This window comes from Ruegeria faecimaris (genome assembly GCF_900182615.1).
Taxonomy (GTDB): Bacteria; Pseudomonadota; Alphaproteobacteria; order Rhodobacterales; family Rhodobacteraceae; genus Ruegeria; species Ruegeria faecimaris.
In genome coordinates this window covers 335322-361772 of sequence record NZ_FXTE01000002.1, presented here as the reverse complement: position 1 = coordinate 361772, position 26451 = coordinate 335322, and the positions used below count along the sequence as shown (strand labels likewise).

Here is a 26451-nt window from a genome sequence, read left to right as displayed (position 1 = left end):
TCAACTTCCAAACGTCTTTAGATAGATGATCAAAGCTTTGATATCGTCCTGTTTTCTGAGACCTGCAAAAGACATCCTTGTGCCTTTCATGTATTCCTTGGGCTTCGCAAGAAAGGCAGCCATTTCTTCATCGGTCCAGACTAGCCCTGCCTCCGCAGACGCCTGCATCGCTTTGGAGTATTTGAAGCCCTCGACCGATCCAGCATTAGCTCCGATTACCCCGTTCAGAGCAGGCCCAGTGCTGTGCTTTGCACCTTCACCAATTTGATGGCAGGATTTACACTTCTTAAAGACTTTCTCTCCGGCAGCAGCCAGTTCTGTAACCTCGTCTGTCACTTTGGTTTCTTGAGCGGCCGGTATGGCTGCGGCCTCTTCATCAGGCTTTGGCGCTGCAGTTGGAATGAACGAGGGGCCTTCTGCCGAAAACGTCGGCAACTCATCCGGGCTGGCATTATTCATGACCGAGTTCGAACCACCCTCCGCGGGAGTCTCAACCAGAAAAACAGAACGCATCGTGACGGCGGCCTCTGCCTTGCAGTTCTCCATGCAAGGCTCTTTGCGCCATTCAGTGTATTCGGTCTCGGGTCGTACATCGACAACGAAACCGTCCATATTGTACATTTTAAACTCGGCGAAGTTTTCGTTGTTCAGCTCGAAATCGTCATCCACCAAATCATTGGAGTAGAGGATGTATGCGACAATTGCGTAGGTCTCATCCGCTGTCAGCGTGCCCGCTTCACCAAAGGGCATTGAGCGGGAAATGTAATCCCAGGCAGTCGACAAATGTGGCCAATATGACCCAACGGTTTTTACAGGATCTTCGTCTGCAAGCGTGTCAAACCCACCGGCCAGAACAGGCCAGTTATCGGCACCTTCGGCAAATTCACCGTGGCACGACGCACAGCGGGCCACAAACACCTCTTCTCCGGTCCAGACGTCGCCTGAACCTACGGGTAGGCCACGCCCATCAGGCAAGACGTCAACGTCCCAGGCCGCGATCTCTTCCTTCAGTGCCGACCGCCCAAGCCCAAGGCTACTCTCGCGGATGGGCGCGGATGCGGTCAAGTTCGCACCATTGGCGACCCGTTCTGCCGCCGCTGCCTGGATTTCTTCGACTTTGATCTCCAGTTCGGCTGCTCGTTTGGATTCTGCTTCCGCATTCTCCTGGGCAACTGCTGCATGCGCCTCAACCTGCCCTATCCGGGTTTCCAATGTCTCTATCTTCGAGTGGCCGTAGTTCCGGTTCGCGAAAGACACAGCTACCGCAAGCACCAACGCCGTACCGCCAAATACGGGCAGGAAAACATGACTAAGAGACTTCAACATTCTCGGCGATCCCTTCTGCGCTCACGTACCAAGTCTGGATACAGTTGTTGTGGTAGACCGAGTTTTCTCCGCGTTTTTCACGCAACTGGTCTTTGGTTGGTTGCACATAACCGGTCTCGTCTATTGCCCGGGCCTGCAAGAGCATTGGCACCCCGTCCCAGTTCGTATCGAGATAGAAACGTGTAAGAGCCTTGGTGTCGCCCTGCTTACCAAGACGCGCTGTCTCCCATGTGATCCCACCGTCCTTTGACACATCGACCCGTGTAATTTGTCCGTGGCCTGACCAGGCAAGCCCGGAAATGACCAGCGGACCCGGTCCGTGTTTGATCGGCATTTGCGGGCTGGGTGAGGTGATGACAGACTTAGCATCCATCACCCAAGTCCATTTCTGGGCCGTGCCATCGACGTAAACATCGGTGTATTTTGATGTTTCTTCGCGGCTTTCGACCGCCATATCGACAACCTCGATCCGGCGCAGCCACTTGACCCACATGTTGCCTTCCCAACCCGGCACCACGAGACGCACAGGGTACCCATGCTCCATGCGCAGCGCTTCGCCATTCGCCTTGAATGCAACCAACACGTCATCCAGCGCTTTTTCCATCGGGATAGAGCGGCCATTGGACGACGCATCTGCGCCCTCAACATAGACCCATTTGTCAGGTGAGATGTCGGCACCTGCTTCCTGCAACAGCGCGCGCAGCGGAACACCGGTGTATTCCATGTTGTGAATCATGCCATGAGTAAATTGGACGCCGTTGAGTTGCGCACCAGCCCACTCCATACCTGTGTTCGCCGCACATTCGCAGAAATACACGTGGTTTTCGCGCGGGAACCGCTCAATGTCTTCGTATGTAAAGACAAGCGGGCGATCAACCAGCCCGTTGATCATCAGGCGGTAGTCCTCCTTGCGCAGCTCGATCGCGCCTGAATGGTGACGCTCAAAGGCGCATCCCTGCGGAGTGATCGTGCCATCGAGCGCGTGGATCGGCGTGAAGTTGATCGACGAAATCGGAGAGGCGGTCAGCCATTCCACATTGCGGCGCACGACATGGGATTCAAAGCTGATCGGCATGCCATAAGGCGTCTCATCAACACCTGCCCCCGTATAAGATGCCCAATCCTGCAGCTCTGTTATCAGTGGGTCGGGTGTTTCTGCCGCTGCCGCACCTGCAACGGATCCTGCGGCGACCGCGGCACTGCCTTTCAGGAAGGCCCGGCGGGACGGTTTGAACGCGTCATCCATATCTCTTAGGTCTCCATCGGTTTCTTAAGCGCCGATTACTTCGACACTGGTGTTCTCTTGCACCGTTACGGTGCCAAGGTTGCGAACATGGTTTTCGACGACATCCCAAATCGGCGGGCCCTCGGTGCCTTCGTTGACGCTGGCCCAACCGGCCACGACATAGGACTTGGCCGGGTCGATCGCCTCACCGGTTTTCAACAGCGTCATGTCGCTGATCCTCTGCCCCTGCGGCTTGGTTACGTCGATCCGATAACCCAACCCGCCAACGCGGACCATGTCGCCACCCTGCTGGTAATAGGGGTCGGGATTGAACAGATTGTCGCCGACATCTTCCAGGATGACATGGATGAACTCCCCGGTCATTTCTGTGCGATAGGCGTTCGGATAGGACATCGAGGTGACGTTCCAAATATCCTCGCGCGTTATTTCCTGCCCCGGCAGGATTGACGGCCCCCAACGGACGCCGGGCGACATTGCGATATCTGCCTCACGCTCATTGATCAGAGCATCGCAGATCAGGTCATCCCAAGTGCCGTTGAAGTTGCCGCGGCGGTACAGCAACGAGTCCGTTTTGCCGATCACCTCACTCAGCGCCGCCTCATAAGGCGCGCGCTGATCATTTATCAGAGCAGTGATCGCAGGATCTGGTGCAATAACATCAGAGAAAATCGGGATAAGCTTGTGCTTTAGCCCCATCATCTGCCCATCGCGCACGTCGAGATCCACACGGCTGACGAATTTGCCGTTCGATCCAGATGCGATGATATGCGTTTTACCCACCAGAACCGGCTCGGGCAGCGCGTCATGGGTGTGGCCACTGAGGATAACGTCTATCCCCTGAACACGACCCGCCATCTTCTTATCCACATCAAAGCCGTTATGGCTTAGGACGACAACGACATCGGCGCCGGCATCGCGAACTTCGTCCACCATTGCCTGCATGTTCTCATCCCGGATCCCAAACGAGTATTCGGGGAACATCCATCCCGGATTTGCAATCGGCATGTAAGGGAAGGCCTGTCCGATCACCGCAATCTTGGAACCGCCCCGATCAAAGAACTTGTAGGGTTTGAACATCTCTGCGGGCTCATCCCATTCCGCGTCAAAAATGTTCTGCCCCAAGGCGGCAAAAGGCAAACCTTCGACAATCTCATTGACACGATCACTGCCCAACGTGAACTCCCAATGGAAAGTCATCGCATCGGGTTTCAGCGCATTCATGACGTTGACCATGTCCTGACCGGCCGTCTGATAGCAGGTGTAAGAACCGTGCCAAGTATCACCCCCGTCAAGAAGCAACGCATCAGGACGGTCCGCTCGAATGGCGTTAATGACAGTTGAGACCCGATCCAAGCCACCCACCCGACCGTAGGTCTTGGCCAGTGACTCAAAATCGGTGTAGGTCAGCGCATAGGCCGACCGGCTTCCATCTTCTATCCCGTATGCCTTGCGGAACGCGGCGCCAGTAACATGCGGCATCTGTCCTCTTGCATCGCCAATACCAAGATTGACTTCGGGTTCACGGAAATAAATTGGTTTGAGTTGCGCGTGAATGTCGGTGACATGAATCAGGCTGATATTGCCAAAGGTCTCGAACTCTAGCAGTTGATCCTGCGTTAGACTTTGCTGCGCAGCAAGCTTGGCCCAGTTGCCAAACCCGGACGCTCCGAACAGAGCCGAGGCCGCCATTGAAACCTGCAAGAAGTCACGTCGAGAAATCATCTATCAGCTTTCCTATTACACATATAAATGTGTGAATGTTATATAAGTGAAAAACCCGCTCCGGGCATTGCCCAAGCGGGTCATTCGTTATTGACGTACAGCTGGGGTTTCGACTGAAAGCCCGTTGCCACGCGAGGCGACATAGAGCTCCAGTGCCCGGAACTCGTCCGACCCTTCGGCAAAGGTTTCCGCACGTGTATCGCGAATACAACCGCGGAACCGATTGTGGCGCGAGATCAGTTTGGCCTGCTTCAAACGATAGGTAGGGAATCCATTTATCATACCCTGGCTCAGGTGATCCGCTCGGATCATATTGCCCCAGTTTTCTTCATGACAGTTGGCACAGCTCAGTTCCAACTGACCGTAGCGGGTATAATAGATTTCCTTTCCCTGTTCCCAGAATGGCGCGGCATCACCATCAATAGCAACGTTCATGGGCATCCCGCGTGACTGCAGACCGATCAATGCGACCATACCCTGCATGTCACCACCAGACCATTTCCAGGCATCGGCCTCCATGCGATCGGTACGGCACTTGTTGATCAGATCTTCCATAACCACCAGCTCGCCGCTTTCAGCATCGACCTTGGGCATGGACGCCTGCAGTCCTTTGAAGCTTTCCACTCCATCATGGCACGAGGCACAACTTTCACCTGCAGCACCATCAACTGCCTCATAGAGGTCGGCTGCCTGATCGACGAAGATCATTGCCGGATTGTCAAAATCATCAATCTGCAGTGCCTGAGTTTCATCTGTGCGGAAATGCCAACCCGAATAGATCGTGTCCAAATTCTCCAGATGCGCCGAGGCCTCGGTGACCGAGGTCATATTCAGCTCGTCATTGATCACAAGATTATCTTCGTCCGGTCCAGCCATTGCTGCCACTGGGAAAGCCAGAACAGCCGCGATCGCCGTAAGTGCCTTGGTATTCATTACGTTCCTCCCTTGGTGGGCCAGCGCCAGAAATCACAACCAGCGCTAGCCTTCCTTAGTGGTCGAGCCGTCAGGCGATCTCGATCGTTTTCTTCTCGTCGTAAACTGAGCCATCATCATCGTACCAGGTGAAGACAAACTCACCGGCCTCGGGCACGGTTGCTTCGAACTGGAAGTACGGATTTGTCGAAATCGCAGGCTCCATAGTCACATCAATCACCATTTCTCCGTTAAACTCGCAGGTGAAACGGTTGATGATCGAACGCGGGATGACGTTGCCTTCTTTATCCTTGCGCTGGCCGCTTTCCATCTTGTGGCTGATCAGTGTCTTGATCGTAACAGCTTCGCCAGCAGCGGCTGTCTTTGGAACCTTGACGCGGGGTTTTACACCGGATGCCATTGGTTAATCTCCTGTTCTTCAGGGCGCGTGGCGATTAACCGCCGCACCCTCCGATTGTCACTTTTACGGTCGCGGACGCTTTGGCAAAACTGCCATCTGCCATCTTCGCCACGGCAATGACATCCTGCGTTCCGGCAAGACGGATGCGGGTTGAAGCGGCTTGTTCAGCAGCCAGCGGGCCGAAATTGAACGTTGCCACGCCCGGTTCGGGGTTGCCTGCGGCCACGATCAGAATTGCAGCTGCGCCCGGAGCACTGACTTCGATTGGTACGGTGTTTCCGTTTTCCGCGATTTCCGGTGCCGTCAGTGTAACACCGCCATCAGCCACATCTGCCCCGCCTGAAAATGCGGAGATCGCATCTTCAGCAGCTGCATTCGCTCGTAGCGGCATAATTGTCAGGAACGCGGCGCCCAGCCCAAGGGCCAGAGTCTCGCGGCGAGAGAGTTCCATTTTCAATCTCCTTTGAATCTTCGAAAAGTCACGCCAGAAGGCGAGATTATTCCTCTTTCAGTGTCGCTAGAAACGCGACCACGTCCTCGATTTCCTGTGCAGTCAGGATCGTCGTTAAAGGCGCCGTTGGCGCTTTGCCCGTATAGGCATCGCCTGGACGGATATATCCGTCATCCTTGTAGAACGCCGGCATTACCGTGCCTTCGAACGTCATTTTCGCGTTTGCGACTAAACCGCGAAGCTCTGCTTCGGTCCAACGATCACCGGCGCCATCCAGCATCGGGCCAACCTCACCATGGAACGGAATGTCCGCCAAAGCTGAGACCGCGTGGCAGGCCACGCAATTACCTTTGGACTTGTCGCCAACGATGAGTGCGCCATTTGCCGCGTCCCCATTAACATCGGTCAGAGAGACCTCGATTGCACCATAGTCGTCATAGGGTACGTCTTTCGGACTTGTCTCTTCGGCAAATGCGGCAACGCCCATCATAGCGGATGCCAGTGTTAAGAGTCTCAGCTTCATGATCCCTCCCATTTGCTACCGCGCCTGTGGCGCTTTGCGACCCAAAGACTTTGTGCACCGTAGTCGACGAACATGGTTTATCGCAACATCAAATTCATCATAATGAATTTTTTTATCTGTAACGCCCAATCTCACTCCTGCGAAATATTGTTTCGCTCCTGAATGCGCCGCGCGTGATACCTTTGGAAATCTTCGCCATTATCAAGTTCATATCGCTTCTGATCGACCCAGGTGAAAAGGTCTAAGGTTGTTCCCTTGGAGAATGCTCCCGGCATTACAGCAACGGCAGCATCGATGGCTGAGGCAGCCTCGGGCACCTCTTCCGGCAGAAAAACAAGCGTTGGGGTAAACAGAATCCCCCATTTGCGCATCAGCGCTCTCTGCTCATTCTCTTCTCCGTCAAAATCAGTGGCCGTGGTGCTTCCATGCAAATCCAGCTGGACGACAAAAAAGTTCTCTTCGATAAACGCCGCCATGTCGGGCTGTGGGAAAACCTCTTCGTGCATCTTTTTACAGTAGATGCAGCCCCGTTGTTCAATGAACAAAACCAACCGCTTACCTTCACCTGACGCTTCTTCAAGATCCTCGCGAAGATCTTTGAACGTGTCACGCATCCACGGTGTTTTATGCAATCCATCGTCGCCCAGATCAGCAGCAGAGACTGCAGCCCCTATCATGCATGCGATCAAAACTGACAAAGTGCGTTTCATGTCTTCCTCCCGGATTAACCTATGGCCGCAAGCCAGGGCATATAGTCCAGCATCCATTGTGCGATGTGATTGATCGAGTTGGTTGCGATCAGGACCCCGAACAGGATCAACAGCCCCCCCATTGCCATTTCGATCTGCGGCAAGTGCTTCCTGAACCGCACCATCCATTGCATGAAGGGGCGAACCAAAAAGGCCGCCAGAACAAACGGTGCAGTCATTCCAACCCCGTAAACGAACAGAAGCCCCGCGCCCCGCCAAGCCGTTTCGGTTCCGGCCGCTGTAAACAGGATTGCAGCGAGCACCGGCCCAACACAGGGCGTCCAGCCAAAAGCAAATGCCAATCCAAGTACATATGCCCCAGTGAGGCTCACGTTTGATGTCTCGCCAATATCTGCACGTAACTGCCGATACAGGAACCCGATGCGAATTAACCCCAGGAAATGCAGGCCCATCGCTATGATGATGGCTGCAGCAATCCAACGCAGAATATCGAAGTATTCTCGTACCAGCTGACCAAATATCGAAGCCGTGGCCCCGAGAGCCATAAAGATGGTTATAATTCCAGCCGCAAATGCGATTGCAGCAAGCGTTGCCCGGCGGCGAACCTCGCTGGAAATGGCGGATGTCGCTGTAATCTGCTCCATCCCGACACCCGCCAGATAACTGAGGTAAAACGGCACAATTGGCAGGATGCAGGGCGACAGAAAGGACAAAAGTCCGGCGACCAAAGCTCCTGCAAATGTAATGTCGAGCATGGTCAAACCTGTCCTGGCGCGCTATCATTCACACATTCAAAATTATAAAGATATGTCACTGCGGTCAATCGGAGCTTTGGATGCGCCACCTAATCCTACGTTTGCTTGCGATCACGTTGCTTGTTTTTCCCATGGCTTTACGGGCAGAAATGACACTTCTGATGGCAGAAGAAGATGGGTGCATGTGGTGCGCCCGCTGGGACTCCGAAATTTCAGAAATCTACCCTAAGACACCTGAAGGAAATGCCGCACCGCTTCGGCGTGTCGATATCCACGCAGCCATGCCTGACGACATCGCATTGGAACGGCCTCTCTACTACACACCAACCTTTGTTCTGTTGGACAATGGCCGAGAGGTCGGACGAATCGAAGGCTATCCCGGTGAAGACTTTTTCTGGGGTGTGTTGGGCGTTTTACTGCGTGACGCTGGGATACTAATTGAGACCTCTGGATAAACTGCGGTATATTACATAAACTGTTTTGAATGCGTGAAGCCATGAAAGCGAGGCGATCTTGTTGGACAAATCTTCGAACCTGCCTGTGTTCTCCAAGGACATGTGCGCCGAAGACATGGACAGAATGATGGAGAATGCTCAGACCGCGTCAAATTTCCTCAAGGCAATCAGCCATGAGGGGCGCCTGATGATTTTGTGTTATCTGTCGTCAGGGGAAAAATCGGTCACGCAGATGGAGGAAATGCTCTCAGCGCGTCAAGCCGCGGTATCTCAACAACTCTCCCGCTTGCGCTTCGAGGGCTTGGTGAAGACACGACGCGAGGGGAAAACGATCTACTACAGATTGGCTGATGATCGTTCGACCCAAATCCTGGAAGTCGTTTACGACCTTTTCTGCAGGGAGAAGTAGAAGCCGGTCAGAAAGCCGCCAGCTTTGGGAGGAGACTGGCAATGCTTGAAGCATTGGGAGACACAAATACCGTTGCTCTGATCGGTTTGATTGGTGGCATCGTATTGGGATTGGCCGCACGCATCGGCCGTTTTTGCACGTTGGGTGCAATCGAAGACTACCTTTACGCAGATGATGACCGGCGGCTGCGCATGTGGGCAATGGCAATCGGTGTTGCGATTGTCGGCAGCCACACCGCTATGGCGTTGGGGGGACTTGACCCTGTCGGAACAAGGTATCTTGCGCAGACCTGGAACCCCCTCGGTTCGATCGTGGGCGGCCTCATGTTCGGGTACGGAATGGCCATCTGCGGTAACTGCGGCTATGGTGCGCTGGCAAGGCTGGGAGGTGGTGACCTTCGATCATTCGTTATTGTTTTGATCATGGGTCTTTCCGCTTATGTCGTAATGTCTGGACCCCTCGCCTATCTGCGGGTATGGATATTTCCAGAGGAAATGGATCTCAATGGCCCCCAGAGCATTAGCTTTCTTGCCGAACGGTTGACCTCTATTCCAGCTTGGCTCATTGGCTCTGTTATCGGTGTGGCTTTGGTGTTTTTTGCTTTGGCAAGCCATCGCTTCCGCCGCACTCCGGCACAGGTGTTTTGGGGGTCTGTAGTTGGACTGGCAATCGTTTCGGGCTGGCTTGGCACGAATTGGGTTGCAACACATGGTTTCGATGGTGAGCCGGTGCAAACCCATACCTTCGCGGCACCCCTGGGTGACACAATATTCTACCTTATGACTGCGTCCGGAAACACTTTGTCCTTTGCGGTCGGATCAGTCTCCGGCGTTCTCATTGGCGCGTTTCTGGGGTCGTGGTCAAAGGGCCATTTCCGATGGGAAGCATGCGAAGATCCACGTGAACTCAAGCGACAAATGCTGGGCGCTGCGATTATGGGTCCAGGTGCGATCATCGCGGTTGGTTGCAGCGTCGGTCAAGGCATATCTGCATTCTCACTTCTGGCCTACAGCGCGCCCGTAACATTCGCTGCAATCTTTGCAGGCGCAGCACTTGGATTGAGACAGCTCGTGTCTGGATTGTCCTTCATAACTGAGCGTTGAGTTCACAGTTCAAATCAGCGGGAATCCGGGTTTGCACCGGTGCAGCTGATGCGCTGCACCAAGACCTAAAGAAACCCGGTTAATTTGTGATGGTGCTGGCGACTCTGCCATCACAAAAGCAAGCCAAAACGCTCTCTTTCCGACTTTGTCCTCGATCTCGCTTCTAAGGACATACCAAGGCTTATCGAGCCCTTGCTTCAGCCTGTTCTCTGCGCCCTCAGAAGGTCGTGACAAACGCGCAAACGAAAAATGTGTTATGATGGCCCCTTAGAAAAGGGGGCTACTATGTACAATCCCGTATCATCTATCTCAAAATTTCGGATCGGCTTGTCGGCTTTGAACATCGCCGAACAGAAGTCAATTTTTGACTGCCTTCCCGCCACTGTTCAGGCGGCAGTGTGGCAAGACCGGCTTAGTGAAGGCATTGCGGCACTGTCTGACAGGTCTCAGTGCCGGTTACTTTCCGAGCTACAGGATTTACTCAATCCTGACTGCTACTCCGAAGACAAAGCGAACCATACGGCCACTTCTCGTCTTGAGGAGTTGTCGCCCGTGATCGAGAAGGTTTTTCCAGATCACTCGGTGTTTCATAAATATACGCAGCAACTCGGCGACAATGCTTGCGAAAGCCCGATTATCGAAATTGCCAAAGGCGCGCCGCCTACCTGCACATGTTCGTCTTCGAGATCCTGTATGTGGTGGCACAATGATTGTGGGGCAATGCAGGAATGTCTTGCCGGTGGGTGCAAGAAGACTAACGTTGGATGCGGGGTCCTGTGGCTTCAGACATGCGATGGCCTTTGCACTGGGAACTGGTGCTGAAGAACGCAGGAAAGCTCTACCTATTCTGACAGCAAAGCTATTGCTTTCTTTGCCGAATTACAGGCCTGTGTTGAGGTCTAAATCAGGCGCGTCGCGCGTCACGGTGTGACGATCAACCTTCCCGGATTTGTTGATCTGAACAATCAGAGACTCAGCACGTTGAAAGCGGTCAAAATAAGGAAAGTTGACGTGGTCCAGATGCGTCATGTCCTGGCACTGCATCTGATAGTCTGCCCTGAATTCGGTATGCACATTTGATCCGTTGTCTACGACCGGTCCCAACCCTTCACCAGACAGCGTGACATTGGCCGAGACAGTGAAACACCCCGCCTCTTCAGGCAAACTGAACAGATCAAGGGGGTTGGACAATTCGGAAATGGCTCCGGCGACCGAGGCCTGATCGCCTTCGGTTTCCGCTGGGCCTTCGAACCCCAGGACGTCAAGACCAGGAACCACAAGGGAAATTGAAATCCCGGCTTCCGAAAAGGAAACCGCCAATCGTCCCTGCCCATGCTCGTGCTGATTTGCAACCTGGGACTGAGGCAACGCGTTTACCGGGAAAAGCGTTAATACAAACACTAAGAACTTCATGACCATGGAACCATCTGAAAAGAATCAACTAAGCGACTCTAAACTGAAAAAACATTCGAGCAATCGCGTCACGATACACCAAAGCCCACTAGAATTGGGTAGGAATGAGCTATTTTCGCTCACAATTTACCTGACTATAAAACTCAGGTTGACTTAGTTGACTATTTCTATCAGTTATTTGGTCGAGTGTCGCATCGCGCGAACCCATTGTTATCTGACAAGAAAGACTACCCCCCAATGAATACCCCCCTGATCCTGACAAGCGCCGTGGCTCTGATGACCGCCACATCTGCTTTTGCAACCGAGACCCCCTCGAAAGCAGATGTTCTGAATACCTACGCCAATATCGCCGAGGCGAAGTACGATGACAGCCTGATTGCAGCCAAATCGCTGCAGCGCGCCGTGACCGAGCTGATTTCCGAACCAAACGACGCAACACTGAATGCCGCCCGTTCCGCTTGGATTGCGGCCCGCGTCCCTTATCAGCAGACCGAGGTTTATCGGTTCGGAAATGCGATCGTTGATGATTGGGAAGGTAAAGTGAACGCATGGCCCCTGGATGAGGGCTTGATCGACTATGTAGACACCACCTACGGCGGCCCGAGCGACGAGAATGAGTTCGCCGCATTGAACGTCATCGCCAACCCAAGCTTTGAACTTTCAGGCGAACCAATCGATGCCAACGACATCACCCCGGAACTGCTGTCGGGCACCTTGCACGAAGCAGACGGGATCGAGGCCAACGTCGCCACTGGTTACCACGCGATTGAGTTCCTGTTGTGGGGCCAGGACCTGAACGGCCACGGTGAAGGCGCGGGTAGCCGTCCATGGACGGACTATGCCCAAGGTGATGCCTGCACCGGCGGCAACTGTGACCGTCGCGCCCAGTACCTTGAGGCCGTGACTGAACTGCTGGTCACCGATTTGGAATGGATGGCGACCCAGTGGCAGGACGGAGGCGCGGCCCGAACCTCCCTGACCGAAAATGAGAGCGCAGGAATAAGCGCGATCCTCACCGGAATGGGCTCGCTGTCCTATGGTGAGCAGGCCGGTGAGCGGATGCGTCTTGGCTTGATGTTGAACGATCCCGAGGAAGAGCATGACTGCTTCTCGGACAACACACATAACAGCCACTACTATGATGGTCTTGGCATTCAGAACGTCTATTTGGGCAGCTATACCCGCATCGACGGAACTCCTGTCAGCGGCGCATCGCTTTCGGACTTGGTGATTGCCTCCGACCCATCGCTGGACGCCGAGATGAAGCTGAAGCTGGCCAACACGATGCAGGCGCTGGGTCGGATCAAATCCACAGCCGAGGCCGGGTTCGCCTATGACCAGATGCTGGAACGCGGCAACGAAGGTGGCGAAGTTTTGATCATGGGAGGTGTGAACGGGCTGGTGGACCAGACCAAGACAATCGAGCGGATCGTCACCATTCTGGACGTCGATCAGATTGAGTTCGAAGGTTCTGAAAGCCTGGACAACCCGACGGCTGTTTTCCAGTAAACCTAGCGGTTCGGGGGCGGAGGACTATCCCGCCCCCAACTTATTTTCGGCGAACTGACAGTATGCCGCAGGACACGCACTTAATAACTGACTAATATAGTCAGAATACAATCCAGAGCGCCACCTCCATGATCGTCTGCCATTGCACTAAGATCACAGACACCGAGATTCATGCCGCCATCGACTGGATGCGCGTTTCCGACCCTAGGGCAGTCATAACCCCTGGCAAGATCTATCATGCCCTTGGAAAATCAGCGGATTGTGGCGGATGCATGCCGCTTTTCCTAGACACCATGCGCGCCAGCGATAATCTGGAAGTCCCCATGCAGCTTTGTGCATTACGCACCAAGGCATCACAGGAGAGTGTAGATGAAGGGCGATCCCAAAGTCATAGAATACCTCAACAAATCTCTGCGGCATGAATTGACGGCAGTCAGCCAGTATTGGCTGCATTACCGTCTGCAAGAGGATTGGGGCCTGACCCACATGGCAAAGAAAAGCCGTGAGGAAAGCATCGAAGAGATGGGTCATGCCGACAAGCTGATCGAGCGCATAATCTTTCTGGAAGGCCACCCCAACCTGCAGAAACTGGACCCGCTTCGGATTGGACAGACCCCGAAGGAAACTCTGGAATGTGATTTGGCTGCCGAGAATGATGCGCGTGCCCTGTACGTTGAGGCCCGTGAATATTGTCGAGAGGCGGGCGACTACGTGACTATGTCTCTGTTCGAGAACCTGATCAGTGACGAAGAAGGCCATATCGACTTCCTCGAAACACAGCTTGATTTGTACGAAAGGATTGGCGAAGCCAATTATGCGCAACTTAACGCATCGAAAATGGACGAAGGCGAGTAAGCTCTCGCTTGTAGCGGTGGCTGCGATTGCAGCCACCCCGATCCTGTCCGCTGAACTGCAGGATCTGCATCTCAACTTCCAACCCAGAACCGAAGATGAAAAGGCCCGGATCGCGGATGTGATCGCCGCGCCCACGGATTTCGACGCCGCGCAACGGTTCGAGGACCTGCCCGCCGGTGCCGCAACCGTAAGGGCACGTCAGGACGCAGATGCATTTTCGCAACCTTCGGGCAATCTGAAATTCGAACAGGAACTGGATTTCAAGGTCGGCAACGGGCTGTTCAAGAAAATCTGGGTGTCTTCGCCTTCCTCGACCCTGGCCTCGGACGGTTTGGGGCCATTGTACAACGCGCGCTCTTGCCAACGATGTCACATCAAGGACGGGCGCGGCCACACACCAAATGGGCCCGATGACGGGGCTGTTTCGATGTTCCTTCGGGTCTCAATCCCCGGTGGCGGCGCAATCGATGAAATCGCGGACTACATCGCCACTCAGCCCGAACCCAATTACGGCGGGCAGATGCAGGATCTGGCCCTTGCGGGCCACCCCGCCGAGTACCGGCTGGACATCACCTATGAAGACCTTCCTGTCGCGCTATCAGACGGCGAAACGGTCATTCTCCGCAGCCCGACCTATACCGCGGCGGATCTTGGATATGGCCCGCTGCACCCCGAGGCGATGATGAGCCCGCGCGTGGCTCCGCAGATGATCGGTCTGGGATTGCTTGAGGCAATTCCCGTGCAGGACCTGCTGGCCCAGGCCGACCCGGATGACGCGGATGGCGATGGTATTTCCGGCCGCCCCAACATCGTTTGGTCAACCGAATACGGTGAACCGATGATGGGCCGGTTCGGACACAAAGCCGGGATGCCCACGATAATGGAGCAGTCTGCTGCAGCTTTTGCAGGGGATATCGGCATCTCAAGCCCGCTTTACCCAGCTGGCTATGGGGAGTGTACGAAATTGCAGGTGGATTGCGTTGGCGCTCCCCATGGGGACAACGATGACCGCGTGTTTGAAATCGACCAACTGGGCATGGACCTCGTTGCGTTTTACAGCCGCAATCTGGGCGTACCCGCGCGGCGCGATATCGGTGACCCGCAGGTCCTGCACGGCAAGCAGGTGTTCTTCGATACCGGCTGCGCCTCGTGCCACACGCCATCCTATGTCACCCATCGGATGGACGACCGGCCCGAGCACAGTTTTCAGCTGATCTGGCCCTATACGGATCTTCTGCTGCATGACATGGGCGATGGTCTGGCCGACAACCGACCCGAAGCACGCGCAACAGGCCGGGAATGGCGCACACCCCCGCTTTGGGGGGTCGGCCTGACGGGGCAGGTCTCTGGCCACACACAATTTCTGCATGACGGGCGGGCGCAGTCGCTGTTGGAAGCTATTTTGTGGCACGGTGGAGAGGCACAATCGGCGCGCGACACCGTTGTGTCTATGCCAAAACCCGACCGCGACGCTTTGATCCGCTTTCTGGAGAGCCTCTGATGCGTGCCCTCGGCCTGGCCATTGCCCTTATTCTGCCCCTGTCAGCCTTGGCGCAAAATCCCAGCCAGATCCTGACAGATGTTGTTGAAGGGCACATTCTTCCCGGATACGCACAGCTATCTGACGCAACAGCTGCGCTGGATGCGGCAGCGCAGGCGGATTGCACAGCCGTTTCACCGAACCTTCGTGCAGCCTATCACCTGGCATTCGACCGCTGGGTCAAGGTAAGCCACTTGCGCTTTGGCCCCTCCGAGGTCGATGACCGCGCATTTGCGATGGCATTCTGGCCAGACACAAAAGGGTTTACACCCAAAACCCTATCCGGCCTGATTGCCACCCAAGACGCGGTGGTTGACACCCCCGAGGCTTATGCCGAGGCTTCGATCGCGGGACGCGGGTTTCTTGCACTTGAATTGATGCTATTCGACCCAGCCCTCGCGGATCAGGGTGACAGGGCCTATCGATGCGCTTTGATCCGGGCGATTGCTGCAGATATAAACCGCAATGCGAAGGCGATGGACCACGACTGGCAACCTTTCTCTGCCAACCTGACCATGCCCGGCGGAGATAGTCCTTACCGGTCTGCTGATGAGGCCATGCAGGAACTTTACAAAGCTCTGATCACCGGATTGGAATTCACTGCCGAAACACGCCTTGGACGCCCCATGGGCACCCTAGAGCGCCCCCGTCCCAATCGGGCCGAAGCGCGCAGGTCTGAACGGTCACTACGCCAGGTCGAACTGTCATTGATCACGCTGCGCGATCTGGCCACCGGGCTGTCCGCAGATCATCCGCAGATTGCCGCTGATTTGGATAATGCGTTCGACAAGGCTATCATCCGCACGCGTGAGTTAGACGGCCCTACACTGGCCGGTGTCTCGACACCTTCGGGTCGGATACGGGTCGAAGCCTTGCAGCAGATGATCAACGACATCCTCACGATTGCAGCAACCGAGCTGGGCCCGACCTTGGGTATCAGTGCCGGATTCAATTCGCTGGACGGGGACTAAGCCATGACAAGCCGCCGTCAATTCCTTGCGGGCCTGGCTGCAGCTAGCCTTGCCCCAACACAAGGTTGGTCGACTGTCGGCGCGCCAGATTTCCTGGCGGCGGCGCTGTTTCCGGACGGCACCTATCGGCTGGCGGGCCTGAGTTCTGAAGGCGGTATCTTATTCTCTCTCCCCCTGCCGGCGCGCGGCCATGCCGCTGCGGCGCATCCCTTGCGCGCGCAAGCCGTGGCTTTCGCCCGCCGCCCTGGCACCTTTGGCGTGGTGATCGATTGCAAGAGCGGAACCCAAACCGCACGGATGGATGCTCCCAAAGGCCGCCATTTCTATGGCCATGGCGTGTTTTCCCGGGATGGAACCCATCTGTTCACCACCGAAAACGACTATGAGGCCGGTGAGGGTGTGATTGGCGTTTGGGACTCGGAGGACTACACGCGGTTGGGCGAGTTTTCTTCGGGCGGGGTCGGGCCGCATGATATGCGGATCATGCCGGATGGAGAAACTCTGATCATCGCAAATGGCGGCATTGAAACACATCCTGAAATGGGCCGAACCAAGCTGAATCTGCCCATCATGCAACCGCGCCTAAGTTATCTGAGTCTGTCAGGCTCGGTCCTGGAACAGATAGAGCTGCCCCGGACACTGCATAAAAATTCGATCCGGCACCTTGCCGTTCGATCCGACGGTCTGGTTGGGTTTGCAATGCAATGGCAGGGCAACAGGTTAACCCACCCGCCTTTGCTGGGACTGCACAAAAGAGGCGAGGCTCCGCGCCTGCTTGCAGCCCCGGAATCGGTGCAAAGTGCCTTGCAGGGTTACGCTGGCAGCATTGCTTTTGCCGGGGACGGCAAAACCATCGCCATCACCTGCCCTCGCGGCAACAATTTGCTCCGGTTCGACAGCTTGACCGGTCGACTTAACGACACGACCCCGCTTGAGGATGTCTGCGGCCTGGGTGCCGGGCCTTCCGGTTTTGTCTTCACCACAGGCACCGGGCTGGTCGGAGCGCTTACTGCCAAGGCCCGCATTTCCGCCCGACCGGATTGTCAGTGGGATAACCATCTGGTTCCCGTTGGTCTGCCTGTATAAATTCGGAAATACCCGTCACATAGATTACACTTGGACGAATCGAATTGCTGCCGTATTGGCGGGCGCGAAGCAGGCACCCTAGGTTAAGGACAGACTTGATTGAAACAGACGCCCGACGCACCGCATTCCATCTACGGGGTTGAGAAATGGGGCAAAGACCTCATCGAGGTGACGGAAGACGGCGAAATCGGTCTGCGCAATCCCCTTGCGCCCGAGGCCGAGGCGATCAGCCTGCCCGGCATCCTGCGTGATCTGGACGATCGCGGCATCAAGGCCCCGATGATCCTGCGCGTCAGCTCCTATCTGGAGCACGAGATTGTCCATATTAACGAAAGCTTTGCAGAGGCGATTGCCCGGGTTGGGTACAAAAGCAGCTATCGCGGTGTCTTTCCGATCAAGGTCAACCAACAGGCTCAGGTGGTCGACCGGATCGTCGAGTTTGGGAAGAAGTACAATTATGGCCTTGAGGCTGGCTCAAAACCGGAACTTGTGGTCGCGCTTGCCCATCGTCTGGCCAATGAGGCGCTGATCGTCTGCAACGGCGTCAAGGATGCCGAGTTTATCCAGCTGGCCATCCTCAGCCGTAAAATCGGGTTCAATACGGTGATCGTGCTGGAAAGCCCGAAAGAGGCCGACACGGTGATCGAAGTCTATAACCAACTCGGCATCGAACCGCTGATCGGCGTACGGGTTAAACTGACCAACCAGATCAGCGGAAAATGGGAAGAAAGCTCGGGCGACCGTTCCGCCTTTGGCATGAACACCGATCAACTGGTCGCCACGGTGGACAAGCTGAAGGCCGCCGGATTGCTGCACTGCCTGAAGCTGCAGCACTCGCATCTTGGATCGCAGGTGCAGGACGTCAATGACGTGCGCCGCGCCGTGGGTGAGGCCTGCCGATACTATACCGAACTGACCCGCGAAGGCGTACCGCTGACCCATCTGGACTTGGGTGGCGGCATGGGCGTCGACTACACGGGCGAAAAGAAAGCCGCCGAAAACTCGATCAACTACACGGTCGAAGAATACTGCGCCAACGTGGTCGAAACCGTGGCCTATGCCATGGATGAAGCCGAGGTCGAGCACCCCACATTGGTCACCGAAAGCGGGCGCGCAATCGTTGCGACCTCATCCATGCTGGTGTTCAACGTGCTGGAAAGCACGCTTTATGACGCGCCGGATGGGCCGGAAGTCGAGGCGGATGACCATCATCTGGTGTCAGACCTTGCAGCTGTGCACGGATACCTCTCCAGCGACCGTCTTCAGGAATGCTGGAACGACGCCACTTTTTATCGCAACGAGCTGCGCGCACTGTTCCGCCGCGGATATATCGACCTGCGCCAGATGGCGCGCGCCGAACGCATTTATCTGTCATTGATGGCCCGCCTCAAGGCGTTGGCTGCCAGTGATGAGCTCGACACGGATGTCGACGAACAGTTGGAAAAAGTGGCTGATATCTATCACTGCAATTTCTCGCTGTTCCAATCGCTGCCCGACGTCTGGGCCATTGACCAGCTACACCCGATCGTGCCGCTGCAGGGTCTGAACGAAACACCCGACCGCCGCGCGGTGCTGTCCGATATCACTTGCGACAGCGACGGCAAGATCGACCGGTTTATTCTGGCCGACGGTGTCTCGCCCAGCCTGCCAGTGCATTCCCTGCCCGAGAATGACGAATACTTCATGGGCGTCTTCTTTGTTGGTGCTTATCAGGAAACGCTAGGCGATCTGCACAACCTGTTCGGCGACACCAACGTGGTTACCATCGACCTGCGCTCCGATGGCGGTTTCGATCTGCTGCACGAGCAAGAGGGCGACACCATTGGTCAGGTCCTGTCCTATGTCGAGTTTGATCCAGCCGACTGTGTCGCCGCCTTCCGCAAAATGGTGGACGAGGCGATCTCGACCGGTACTCTGCTGGCCAAAGACCGCAAGACCCTGATGAGCGCATATCGCGACTCGATCAATGGCTACACCTATTACGAATAACCCCCGAGAGGAGATGACCCCATGGGAACTTTGAGTGGCAAAACGCTGGTTGTCGGCGCGGGCGGCGTCTCTCACGCTGCGGTGCACAAGATGGCGATGAATTCGGACATCTTCACTGAAATCACGCTGGCCAGCCGCACCAAATCGAAATGCGACGCCATTGCCAAGGCCGTGAAAGAGCGTGTGGGCGTTGATATCGCTACTGCGGAGCTGGACGCTTATAAGGTCGCGGACACGGTCAAACTGATCAAGGACACCGGTGCCGAGGTCCTCGTGAACCTGGCCCTGCCCTATCAGGACCTCGTGCTGATGGACGCGTGCCTTGAGGCGGGCATCCACTACATCGACACCGCGAATTACGAGCCCGAGGACGAAGCCAAGTTCGAGTATCACTGGCAATGGGCCTATCAGGATCGGTTCAAACAGGCAGGACTGACCGCCATCCTCGGTTCGGGCTTTGATCCGGGCGTGACGTCTGTCTTTGCGACGTGGTTAAAGAAACACAAGTTGGATACGATCCGCCAGATCGACGTGCTGGACGCCAATGGTGGCAGCAACGATCAGGAATTCGCCACCAACTTCAACCCCGAGATCAACCTGCGCGAAGTGTTGGCCGAAGTGCGCCATTGGGAAGCTGGCGAATGGAAACACTCCCCCGCCATGACCCATAAGGTCGAGTTCGACTTTCCCGCCATCGGCCCCAAAAACATGTACCTGATGTATCACGAGGAGCTGGAGAGCCTCTCCACCCACTTCCCCGAGATTGAGCGTGCCCGCTTCTGGATGACCTTCGGCGACGCCTATATCACCCATGCCAAAGTGCTGGAAAATGTCGGCATGACCCGCATCGACCCAGTGATGCATGACGGCAAGGAAATCATCCCGATCCAGTTCCTGAAAACATTGCTGCCCGACCCTGGCGATCTGGGCGCAGAAACCAAAGGCAAAGCTTGCATCGGCGACATCGCCACGGGTCAGGCCAAAGACGGCTCGGGTGAGAAGACCTATTACATCTATAACATCTGCGACCACGAGGAATGCTATGCCGAGGTCGGCAGCCAAGCGGTCAGCTATACCACCGGCGTCCCCGCCATGATCGGTGCGGCGCAGGTGCTGAAAGGCAACTGGTCCGAGCCGGGCGTGTGGAACATGGAACAGCTGGATCCGGACAACTTCATGGACATGCTGAACGAACATGGCTTGCCGTGGCAGGTCCACGAACTGGATGGTCCGGTCGAATTCTAAAGCTTAACCGTCACCATATTAAAGAGGGAGCGAATAGAAGCAATGTCGTCAGATCAGCAAATGGCAATTCTGATCGGGTCGATGTTCGGAACCTATGCGCTCCTTCTTATTTTATCGAAGCGGTACAGGACAGACACGGTCAAAATGTTCCGCTTGGAAAAGTCCAGCATTCTTGTGGCAGTAGAAAATCCTGTCGCTACCACTGCTCATATCCTGTCATTCATTATACCACTTTGGATGATGGGCCTCATCTGAAACTGCGTCGAACTTTAAGGGGCCGCAGTTAGAATGAAAGGGACTGGATTATCATGGCAGAAATGATGACCACACAAGCCGGGGATGCTGGAGCTTTCCGCAATTTCGACCTCAACCGCGTGCCAACGCCTTGCTTTGTGGTCGACGAAAAAGCAGTTGAGCAAAATCTGGCTATCTTGTCCGACGTCGGCAGTCAGTCAGGTGCGCAAGTGCTGAGTGCGCTCAAAGCGTTTTCGATGTTCTCGCTTGCGCCGCTGGTCCGCCAACATCTTGACGGCACCTGCGCCAGCGGTATCTATGAGGCGCGTTTAGGCCGCGAAGAATATGGCGGCGAAGTCGCCACCTTCTGCGCGGGCTACAAGGAAGCGGACATGGATGAAATCCTGTCGCTGTCCGACCATGTCATCTTTAATTCTATAGCTCAAAAGGATCGGTTCCTGGCCAAAGCCCAAGCAGCAGGTGTGCAGGTCGGTTTGCGCATCAACCCGGAACATTCCGAAGGCGAGATTGCAAAATACGACCCCTGCGCGCCCTGTTCGCGTCTGGGCACACCGGTCAGCCAACTAAGCCATGAAATCATGGTTGGTGTGGACGGCCTTCATATGCATACACTTTGCGAACAAGGGTTCGAGCCCTTGATGCGCACATGGGAAGCCATTGCACCAAAACTCGCCCCGTTCCTGGGTCATCTCAAATGGCTGAACTTCGGCGGTGGCCACCATATCACCCGCGACGACTATGATCGTGATGGGTTGATCTCGTTCATCAAGGCGATCCGCGAAACCCATGACGTCGACGTCTATCTTGAACCCGGCGAGGCTGTGGCACTGGATGCGGGCATTCTGGTGGGCGAAATTCTCGACCTGCCGACCAATGGCATGGCCCTTGCGATCACCGACATCTCGGCCACATGCCACATGCCCGACGTGATCGAAGCCCCCTATCGCCCTGCCCTGATGGCCGAGGCCGAGGCAGGCCATACCTACCGTCTGGGCGGCCCGTCCTGTCTGGCGGGGGATGTGATCGGCGACTATACGTGGGACAAACCGCTTGAGATCGGCCAACGCTTTGCCTTCCTAGATCAGGCGCATTATTCGATGGTCAAGACCAACACCTTCAACGGTGTCCCCCTGCCCACAATCGCCCTGTGGAACAGCGAAACCGACGCGTTGAAAATTATCAAACAGTTCGGCTATGACGACTTTAAAGAGAGGCTCTCATGAGCGTTTTCCTCGACAGTGAATTGACCACATCGGAACGGACCGAAAACGCCCGGTTTCGTGTAATCCCAGTACCGCTGGAGCGCACGGTATCCTACGGCTCGGGTACAGCCGGTGGCCCGGCGGCGATCATCGAGGCCAGCAACGAGCTGGAGCGCATCACCGGCCTTGCCGAGCCTTGCATAGCGGGTATTTTCACTGAGGAACCTTTGAACTGTGACGGCCCTATGCCTGCAGTGATGGAACGCCTTGCCCTGCGCACCGAAGCCGCCATTCGCGCTGGTAAAGTGCCAGTCACTCTGGGCGGTGAGCATTCGCTTAGCTACGGTGCGGTGATGGGCGTGGCCCGCGCGTTGAACCAACCGATCGGGATCGTCCAGATTGATGCGCATGCGGACCTGCGCGACACGTATCAGGGTGAAAAGCACAGCCATGCCTCGGTCATGCACCTGCTGGCCCAAGAAGGCGTCCGACTGGCCCAATTCGGCGTCCGGGCCTTTTCGACCGAAGAGGCGCAGAGCCGGGTGAAGAACAACGTGTTCCACATTGATGCCGAGGAGCTGGTCACCGGTAACATCCACGCGGTCGATCTGCCCAAGGATTTCCCCGAACTGGTCTATGTCAGCTTTGATGTCGACGGGCTGGACCCTTCGCAAATGCCAGCCACAGGAACACCCGTGCCCGGCGGCTTGGGCTATTATCAGGCGCTGCAACTGGTCGAGCATGCCCTTCGTGGGCGCAAATGCGTGGGGTTCGACGTGGTCGAGCTGGCCCCGGACGGCAATGCCGCCTGGGACTTTACCGCCGCACAGATCGTCTACCGTCTGATGGCCGCCTGCTAACCTTCGGCGGTTTCGTTCAACTCCATATGCCCCTCGCCGCGGCTTAGGACACGGCGCAGCATCGGCTCGAAGAACTCCAACGGTTTGGTCGGGTAATCCGGATCGAACGCCTTTTGGTCGTATTCATGGCAGAAATAGCGGCATTCCTCCCAATAAGGACTGTCGCGGTACTTGTCTCGGGCGTTGCGGTCTCCGCCCAGGTGGTGATTGTAGTAATAGCCCTGGAACACGCAGTGATGTTTGAGGATCCAATGGGTTTTCTGGCTGACATAGGGCTTCATCATCGCCGCTGACAGCTCTCCATGGTTATAGGGAGACAGGATATCGCCGGTGTCGTGGATCAGCGCTGCGACGACCAGCTCTTCTTCCGCCCCATCCTCATAGGCGCGCGTCGCGGCCTGCAGGCTGTGCTGATAGCGGTTCACGGGATAGGGCGTCCAATCCTCGTCCAGCGAACGGATCGCATCCAGTATCCTGTCCGGCAACGCGGCGTTATAGGCCTCTTCGTATTCCATGACGGCGTCCCAATCGGCCTTGGTCGCCTCTTCAAAGCTGGTCCAGGTGGGTTTGTGGGTTTTGTCCAGCATGGTCCGGTCCTTTTGACTGATCATCCAACCGCAGCCTAACGCAGAAAACCTGAGCGAAAAAACGAATTAGCTTGGCCGAAGAACATTGCGCCGAAATGCGCCGTAGCTTCAGGCTTGGGACAATGCCCGCGAGTGTTTTCTTGCGCGCACGCGCAGAAGCGGACGACCTGCAATCAAAAGAAACAGGCACGAGATCAATATGCCCATGACAGCAGGCAAATAGAGCAATAGCCACAATTTCGGGTCTTCGATCACCAACGGAGACACAAAGCCGCGCATACCTTCCAAAAGGACCAGAATTATGAATGCTCCAAAAATCTGTGGCCACAGGCCAAATCTGGAAAAGCTGCCCAACATAAGGGTTGCATAGCCCGCCATCGCGACCGCGATACAAATGGTGATCCACGAAAATCGCTGATGCAGCTCGTCGATCAACGCGCCCTCAGTGAACCCTTCTGCAGCCGCGATCGCAGCCCGGTCGCGCAACAGCTCTGCGGTGGGAATGGCCTCGAGGCTTCGCTCGGCCGCGTTGTCGGTACTCGTCAATTCTGAGATGTCATAGGACGCGTCCTGAAACAGTGTAGACGACAGGGTACGTCCCTGCCTGTCCTGACGCAGGGCAACTCCGTCAACCATCACCAGATGAATGCCCGAGCCGTTATTGACCAGATAAGCTGTTTGGCTGGAATAGCTGACCGGGCTGGTTTTATCCCGCCGGTCCGAAACAAAAACTTCGCGCAAAGTCCCGTCCAGATCAATCCCCCCAATATAGACGGTCACGTCACTTGCAGGATGCAGGAATTCGCCTTCATTCAATAACTGCGCTGTGACGTCACCCGCCACTTCGGCCTGCCGTTTTTCCAGTAAATCGACCGAGGCCGGGCGCAGGAAAACACTGATCGAGGCCATCATCAGACCAGCAACAAGACCGAACAGAACCACAGCGCGAGCCAGCCGCCACGGGCTGGAACCTGTGGCCAGCATCACCGTAAGCTCGCTTTCACGGCTCAGGCGGTTGGTGGCATAGACGGCCGCTGCGAACACGGCCATGGGCATCACCGTACGGATCAGCGTCGGCAAAGTAAGAGCGGTAAATTCAAGAAACACCATGGCCGATTGACCACCGCTGATGACACGGTCAAACAGGCTTACCGAGCGGGTGATCCAGAAAACCCCCACCAGAATCAGAGTGAAAAAGCCGAACAGAATCAGCAGTTGCCGCAGGAAGTATCCATCGAAGCGCGACATGTATCCTCATCCGGCTACCTGAAATTCGTTTGAACAATATGCCAATCCCCTGACCGAGGAAACCGCATAGCCCAAGAATTATAGAAATTGAGCCGTGCGCACTAAAACGGCTATGCCATATCGGAATTGGCACCCCGATCCAGAATGCTTACCTGCCTGGATCAGTCCAGCGTTTCAGACAACGATCTGAGCAGGTGATTGAGTTGATCGCGCTGTTGCAGGGACAAACCCTGAACCAGGCGCTGCTGAGTCTCTATATGATCCGAAACGGCGGCCTCAATCGCTTTGAATCCGTTTTGGGTAAGACGGATCAGGAAGCCCCGGCCATCCTCAGGGTTTTGCACTCTTTCGACCATCCCCGCCTTAACCAGTTGATCGACGCGATTCGTCATTGTGCCGGACGTCACCATTGTAAGCTCCAAAAGCTCGCCAGGTGAAAGACCCTCTGGCTTGCCAGACCTTCGCAACGTGGCAAGGACATCAAAGCTGGCAGCGTTCATGTCATGAAGAGCCCAGGTATGCTCCATCGCCCTTCGCAACTGAACCGCCAACCGCGTCAGTCGACCAACGGTTTCCATCGGCCCCACATCCAGGTCGGGCCGGGCACTGTTCCACTGCGCGATAATTCGCTCCACATGATCCATGAGTTCTGGCTAGCCCAGATTTATCTTGACGTCAAGATTTTACAATATATCTTGACGTCAAGATAAAGGGATTCGCCATGAGATACCAAACCGACATCGCCCTAACTGCTGTTGCCCCTTTGATCTGGGGTAGCACCTATTATGTTACGACCGAATTTTTGCCCGTCGGATATCCGATCACGATGGCCGCGCTGCGTGCGCTGCCTGCCGGACTGCTGCTGCTAGTTTTGTCCCGTCAACTTCCAAGGGGTCATTGGTGGGGCCGCATATTCATTCTGGGCGCGCTCAATTTCACCGTGTTCTGGACCCTGCTTTTCGTCGCGGCTTACAGGCTCCCCGGTGGGGTCGCAGCCACTGTCGGCGCGGTACAACCTCTTATTGTAGTCTTCCTGTCGGCATTTCTGCTGAACACCCCGGTTGGGCTGAGATCGGTCGGCGCAGCGCTGCTGGGGGTGATCGGCGTCGGGTGCCTTGTCCTCGGAACAGCTATCAATCTTGATACGGTTGGCCTGATCGCTGGACTGGGTGGCGCCCTTTCGATGGGGGCAGGAACTGTCCTGACGCGCAAATGGCAACCGCCGGTGCCGCTGCTGACATTTACCGCTTGGCAACTAACCGCCGGCGGGATGTTGCTGGTGCCGCTTGCACTGATATTTGAGCCCGCCTTACCAGCGCTTGAAACAAACAGCCTTCTCGGAATTGGATATCTGAGCGTCATCGGGGCTGCCCTGACCTATATCCTGTGGTTCCGAGGCCTCGCCCGGATCGAACCCTCTGCGGTCTCGGCACTTGGCTTTCTCAGCCCGTTATCCGCCGTAATGATTGGTTGGGTCATACTTGGGCAAAACCTGACCTTTGTGCAGATCACCGGTGTCTGTATCGTACTTCTGGCGGTCTGGCTGGGGCAAATGGGCAAGCGTACCGGCCGTTCGAATGTCACCATCAGAAAGCCCGCCTGAAACTCCTGGCATCGATGTACGAGTTTTGTGCTAAACTGTGTGCTGTGCAACGCCC

Annotated in this window: 28 protein-coding genes; 15 read left to right on the top strand and 13 right to left on the bottom strand. The window is 55.8% G+C overall.

Annotated elements, in window-relative coordinates; all coding sequences use genetic code 11:
* The 9 genes from FN806_RS08030 to FN806_RS07990 all read right to left on the bottom strand — a co-directional run bounded on the left by FN806_RS08030 (position 1) and on the right by FN806_RS07990 (position 8066).
* Positions 1-1326, bottom strand: a complete 1326-nt coding sequence (locus tag FN806_RS08030; protein WP_142635856.1) for a c-type cytochrome — start codon at positions 1324-1326, stop codon at positions 1-3.
* A complete protein-coding gene (soxC, locus tag FN806_RS08025) occupies positions 1310-2572 on the bottom strand; it encodes a sulfite dehydrogenase (RefSeq protein WP_142635854.1) in 1263 nt (420 codons plus the stop codon). The genes FN806_RS08030 and soxC overlap by 17 nt, the downstream gene beginning before the upstream one ends.
* Positions 2573-2596: 24 nt before the next feature.
* Positions 2597-4294: a thiosulfohydrolase SoxB gene (gene soxB, locus FN806_RS08020; RefSeq protein WP_142635852.1), complete on the bottom strand. Its 1698-nt coding sequence runs from the start codon at positions 4292-4294 to the stop codon at positions 2597-2599.
* Positions 4295-4381: 87 nt separating this feature from the next.
* Positions 4382-5227, bottom strand: coding sequence for a sulfur oxidation c-type cytochrome SoxA (gene soxA, locus FN806_RS08015; protein ID WP_142635850.1), 846 nt, complete (start codon positions 5225-5227; stop codon positions 4382-4384).
* Positions 5228-5297: 70 nt separating this feature from the next.
* A complete protein-coding gene (soxZ, locus tag FN806_RS08010; protein WP_142635848.1) occupies positions 5298-5627 on the bottom strand; it encodes a thiosulfate oxidation carrier complex protein SoxZ in 330 nt (109 codons plus the stop codon).
* Between the two features lie 34 nt (positions 5628-5661).
* Positions 5662-6078 carry a thiosulfate oxidation carrier protein SoxY gene (gene soxY, locus FN806_RS08005; RefSeq protein WP_142635846.1) on the bottom strand — a complete coding sequence of 139 codons (417 nt, stop codon included), beginning with the start codon at positions 6076-6078 and terminating at the stop codon, positions 5662-5664.
* Positions 6079-6124: 46 nt separating this feature from the next.
* The gene (gene soxX, locus FN806_RS08000; RefSeq protein ID WP_142635844.1) at positions 6125-6601 is read right to left on the bottom strand and encodes a sulfur oxidation c-type cytochrome SoxX; all 477 of its coding nucleotides are present in this window, start codon (positions 6599-6601) and stop codon (positions 6125-6127) included.
* Between the two features lie 131 nt (positions 6602-6732).
* Positions 6733-7311 carry a thioredoxin family protein gene (locus tag FN806_RS07995; RefSeq protein WP_142635842.1) on the bottom strand — a complete coding sequence of 193 codons (579 nt, stop codon included), beginning with the start codon at positions 7309-7311 and terminating at the stop codon, positions 6733-6735.
* A gap of 14 nt (positions 7312-7325) precedes the next feature.
* Positions 7326-8066 carry a cytochrome c biogenesis CcdA family protein gene (locus tag FN806_RS07990; RefSeq protein WP_142635840.1) on the bottom strand — a complete coding sequence of 247 codons (741 nt, stop codon included), beginning with the start codon at positions 8064-8066 and terminating at the stop codon, positions 7326-7328.
* Between the two features lie 80 nt (positions 8067-8146).
* On the opposite strand from FN806_RS07990, the gene FN806_RS07985 reads away from it, so the two are divergent.
* The 4 genes from FN806_RS07985 (at position 8147) to FN806_RS20835 (ending at position 10855) form a co-directional block, all read left to right on the top strand.
* Positions 8147-8521: a hypothetical protein gene (locus tag FN806_RS07985; protein ID WP_142635838.1), complete on the top strand. Its 375-nt coding sequence runs from the start codon at positions 8147-8149 to the stop codon at positions 8519-8521.
* Positions 8522-8621: 100 nt separating this feature from the next.
* Positions 8622-8930, top strand: coding sequence for an ArsR/SmtB family transcription factor (locus FN806_RS07980; protein WP_142635976.1), 309 nt, complete (start codon positions 8622-8624; stop codon positions 8928-8930).
* 41 nt (positions 8931-8971) lie between these two features.
* Entirely contained in the window at positions 8972-10033 is a 1062-nt protein-coding gene (locus FN806_RS07975) for a YeeE/YedE family protein (RefSeq protein ID WP_142635836.1), read from the top strand.
* A gap of 249 nt (positions 10034-10282) precedes the next feature.
* Positions 10283-10855 (top strand): bacteriocin fulvocin C-related protein, encoded by a 573-nt coding sequence (locus tag FN806_RS20835; protein ID WP_142635834.1) that lies wholly within the window; start codon positions 10283-10285, stop codon positions 10853-10855.
* Between the two features lie 57 nt (positions 10856-10912).
* Here the strand turns inward: FN806_RS20835 and FN806_RS07965 are convergent, their stop codons facing one another.
* Positions 10913-11434, bottom strand: coding sequence for a ZrgA family zinc uptake protein (locus FN806_RS07965; RefSeq protein WP_185956649.1), 522 nt, complete (start codon positions 11432-11434; stop codon positions 10913-10915).
* 249 nt (positions 11435-11683) lie between these two features.
* Here FN806_RS07965 and FN806_RS07960 point away from each other — a divergent pair, with 249 nt between their 5' ends.
* The 10 genes from FN806_RS07960 (at position 11684) to speB (ending at position 22958) form a co-directional block, all read left to right on the top strand.
* Positions 11684-12955, top strand: coding sequence for an imelysin family protein (locus tag FN806_RS07960; RefSeq protein ID WP_142635830.1), 1272 nt, complete (start codon positions 11684-11686; stop codon positions 12953-12955).
* A gap of 128 nt (positions 12956-13083) precedes the next feature.
* The gene (locus FN806_RS07955) at positions 13084-13377 is read left to right on the top strand and encodes a (2Fe-2S)-binding protein (RefSeq protein WP_142635828.1); all 294 of its coding nucleotides are present in this window, start codon (positions 13084-13086) and stop codon (positions 13375-13377) included.
* Positions 13325-13810, top strand: a complete 486-nt coding sequence (gene bfr, locus FN806_RS07950) for a bacterioferritin (RefSeq protein ID WP_142635826.1) — start codon at positions 13325-13327, stop codon at positions 13808-13810. Before FN806_RS07955 ends, bfr begins: the two co-directional genes overlap by 53 nt.
* A complete protein-coding gene (locus FN806_RS07945) occupies positions 13770-15311 on the top strand; it encodes a di-heme oxidoreductase family protein (protein ID WP_185956648.1) in 1542 nt (513 codons plus the stop codon). The genes bfr and FN806_RS07945 overlap by 41 nt, the downstream gene beginning before the upstream one ends.
* On the top strand, positions 15311-16321 hold the full coding sequence (locus FN806_RS07940) for an imelysin family protein (protein ID WP_142635821.1): 1011 nt from the start codon (positions 15311-15313) through the stop codon (positions 16319-16321). Before FN806_RS07945 ends, FN806_RS07940 begins: the two co-directional genes overlap by 1 nt.
* A gap of 3 nt (positions 16322-16324) precedes the next feature.
* Positions 16325-17407 carry a DUF1513 domain-containing protein gene (locus tag FN806_RS07935; RefSeq protein WP_142635819.1) on the top strand — a complete coding sequence of 361 codons (1083 nt, stop codon included), beginning with the start codon at positions 16325-16327 and terminating at the stop codon, positions 17405-17407.
* Between the two features lie 99 nt (positions 17408-17506).
* Entirely contained in the window at positions 17507-19396 is a 1890-nt protein-coding gene (speA, locus tag FN806_RS07930; RefSeq protein ID WP_142635817.1) for a biosynthetic arginine decarboxylase, read from the top strand.
* 21 nt (positions 19397-19417) lie between these two features.
* Positions 19418-20641 carry a saccharopine dehydrogenase family protein gene (locus tag FN806_RS07925; protein ID WP_142635815.1) on the top strand — a complete coding sequence of 408 codons (1224 nt, stop codon included), beginning with the start codon at positions 19418-19420 and terminating at the stop codon, positions 20639-20641.
* Positions 20642-20949: 308 nt separating this feature from the next.
* Positions 20950-22119: a carboxynorspermidine decarboxylase gene (gene nspC, locus FN806_RS07920; RefSeq protein WP_142635812.1), complete on the top strand. Its 1170-nt coding sequence runs from the start codon at positions 20950-20952 to the stop codon at positions 22117-22119.
* Complete coding sequence (gene speB / locus FN806_RS07915; protein ID WP_142635810.1) at positions 22116-22958, top strand: agmatinase; 843 nt, start codon at positions 22116-22118, stop codon at positions 22956-22958. The genes nspC and speB overlap by 4 nt, the downstream gene beginning before the upstream one ends.
* Here speB and FN806_RS07910 read toward each other — a convergent pair.
* The 3 genes from FN806_RS07910 to FN806_RS07900 form a co-directional block, all read right to left on the bottom strand.
* Entirely contained in the window at positions 22955-23545 is a 591-nt protein-coding gene (locus tag FN806_RS07910; RefSeq protein ID WP_142635974.1) for an HD domain-containing protein, read from the bottom strand. The genes speB and FN806_RS07910 overlap by 4 nt on opposite strands.
* 108 nt (positions 23546-23653) lie before the next feature.
* A complete protein-coding gene (lptF, locus tag FN806_RS07905; RefSeq protein WP_142635808.1) occupies positions 23654-24793 on the bottom strand; it encodes an LPS export ABC transporter permease LptF in 1140 nt (379 codons plus the stop codon).
* 161 nt (positions 24794-24954) lie between these two features.
* On the bottom strand, positions 24955-25437 hold the full coding sequence (locus FN806_RS07900; protein ID WP_142635806.1) for a MarR family winged helix-turn-helix transcriptional regulator: 483 nt from the start codon (positions 25435-25437) through the stop codon (positions 24955-24957).
* 77 nt (positions 25438-25514) lie between these two features.
* Between FN806_RS07900 and FN806_RS07895 the strand changes: the two genes are divergently transcribed.
* Entirely contained in the window at positions 25515-26396 is an 882-nt protein-coding gene (locus FN806_RS07895) for an EamA family transporter (protein ID WP_142635804.1), read from the top strand.
* The last annotated feature ends 55 nt before the right edge of the window (positions 26397-26451 follow it).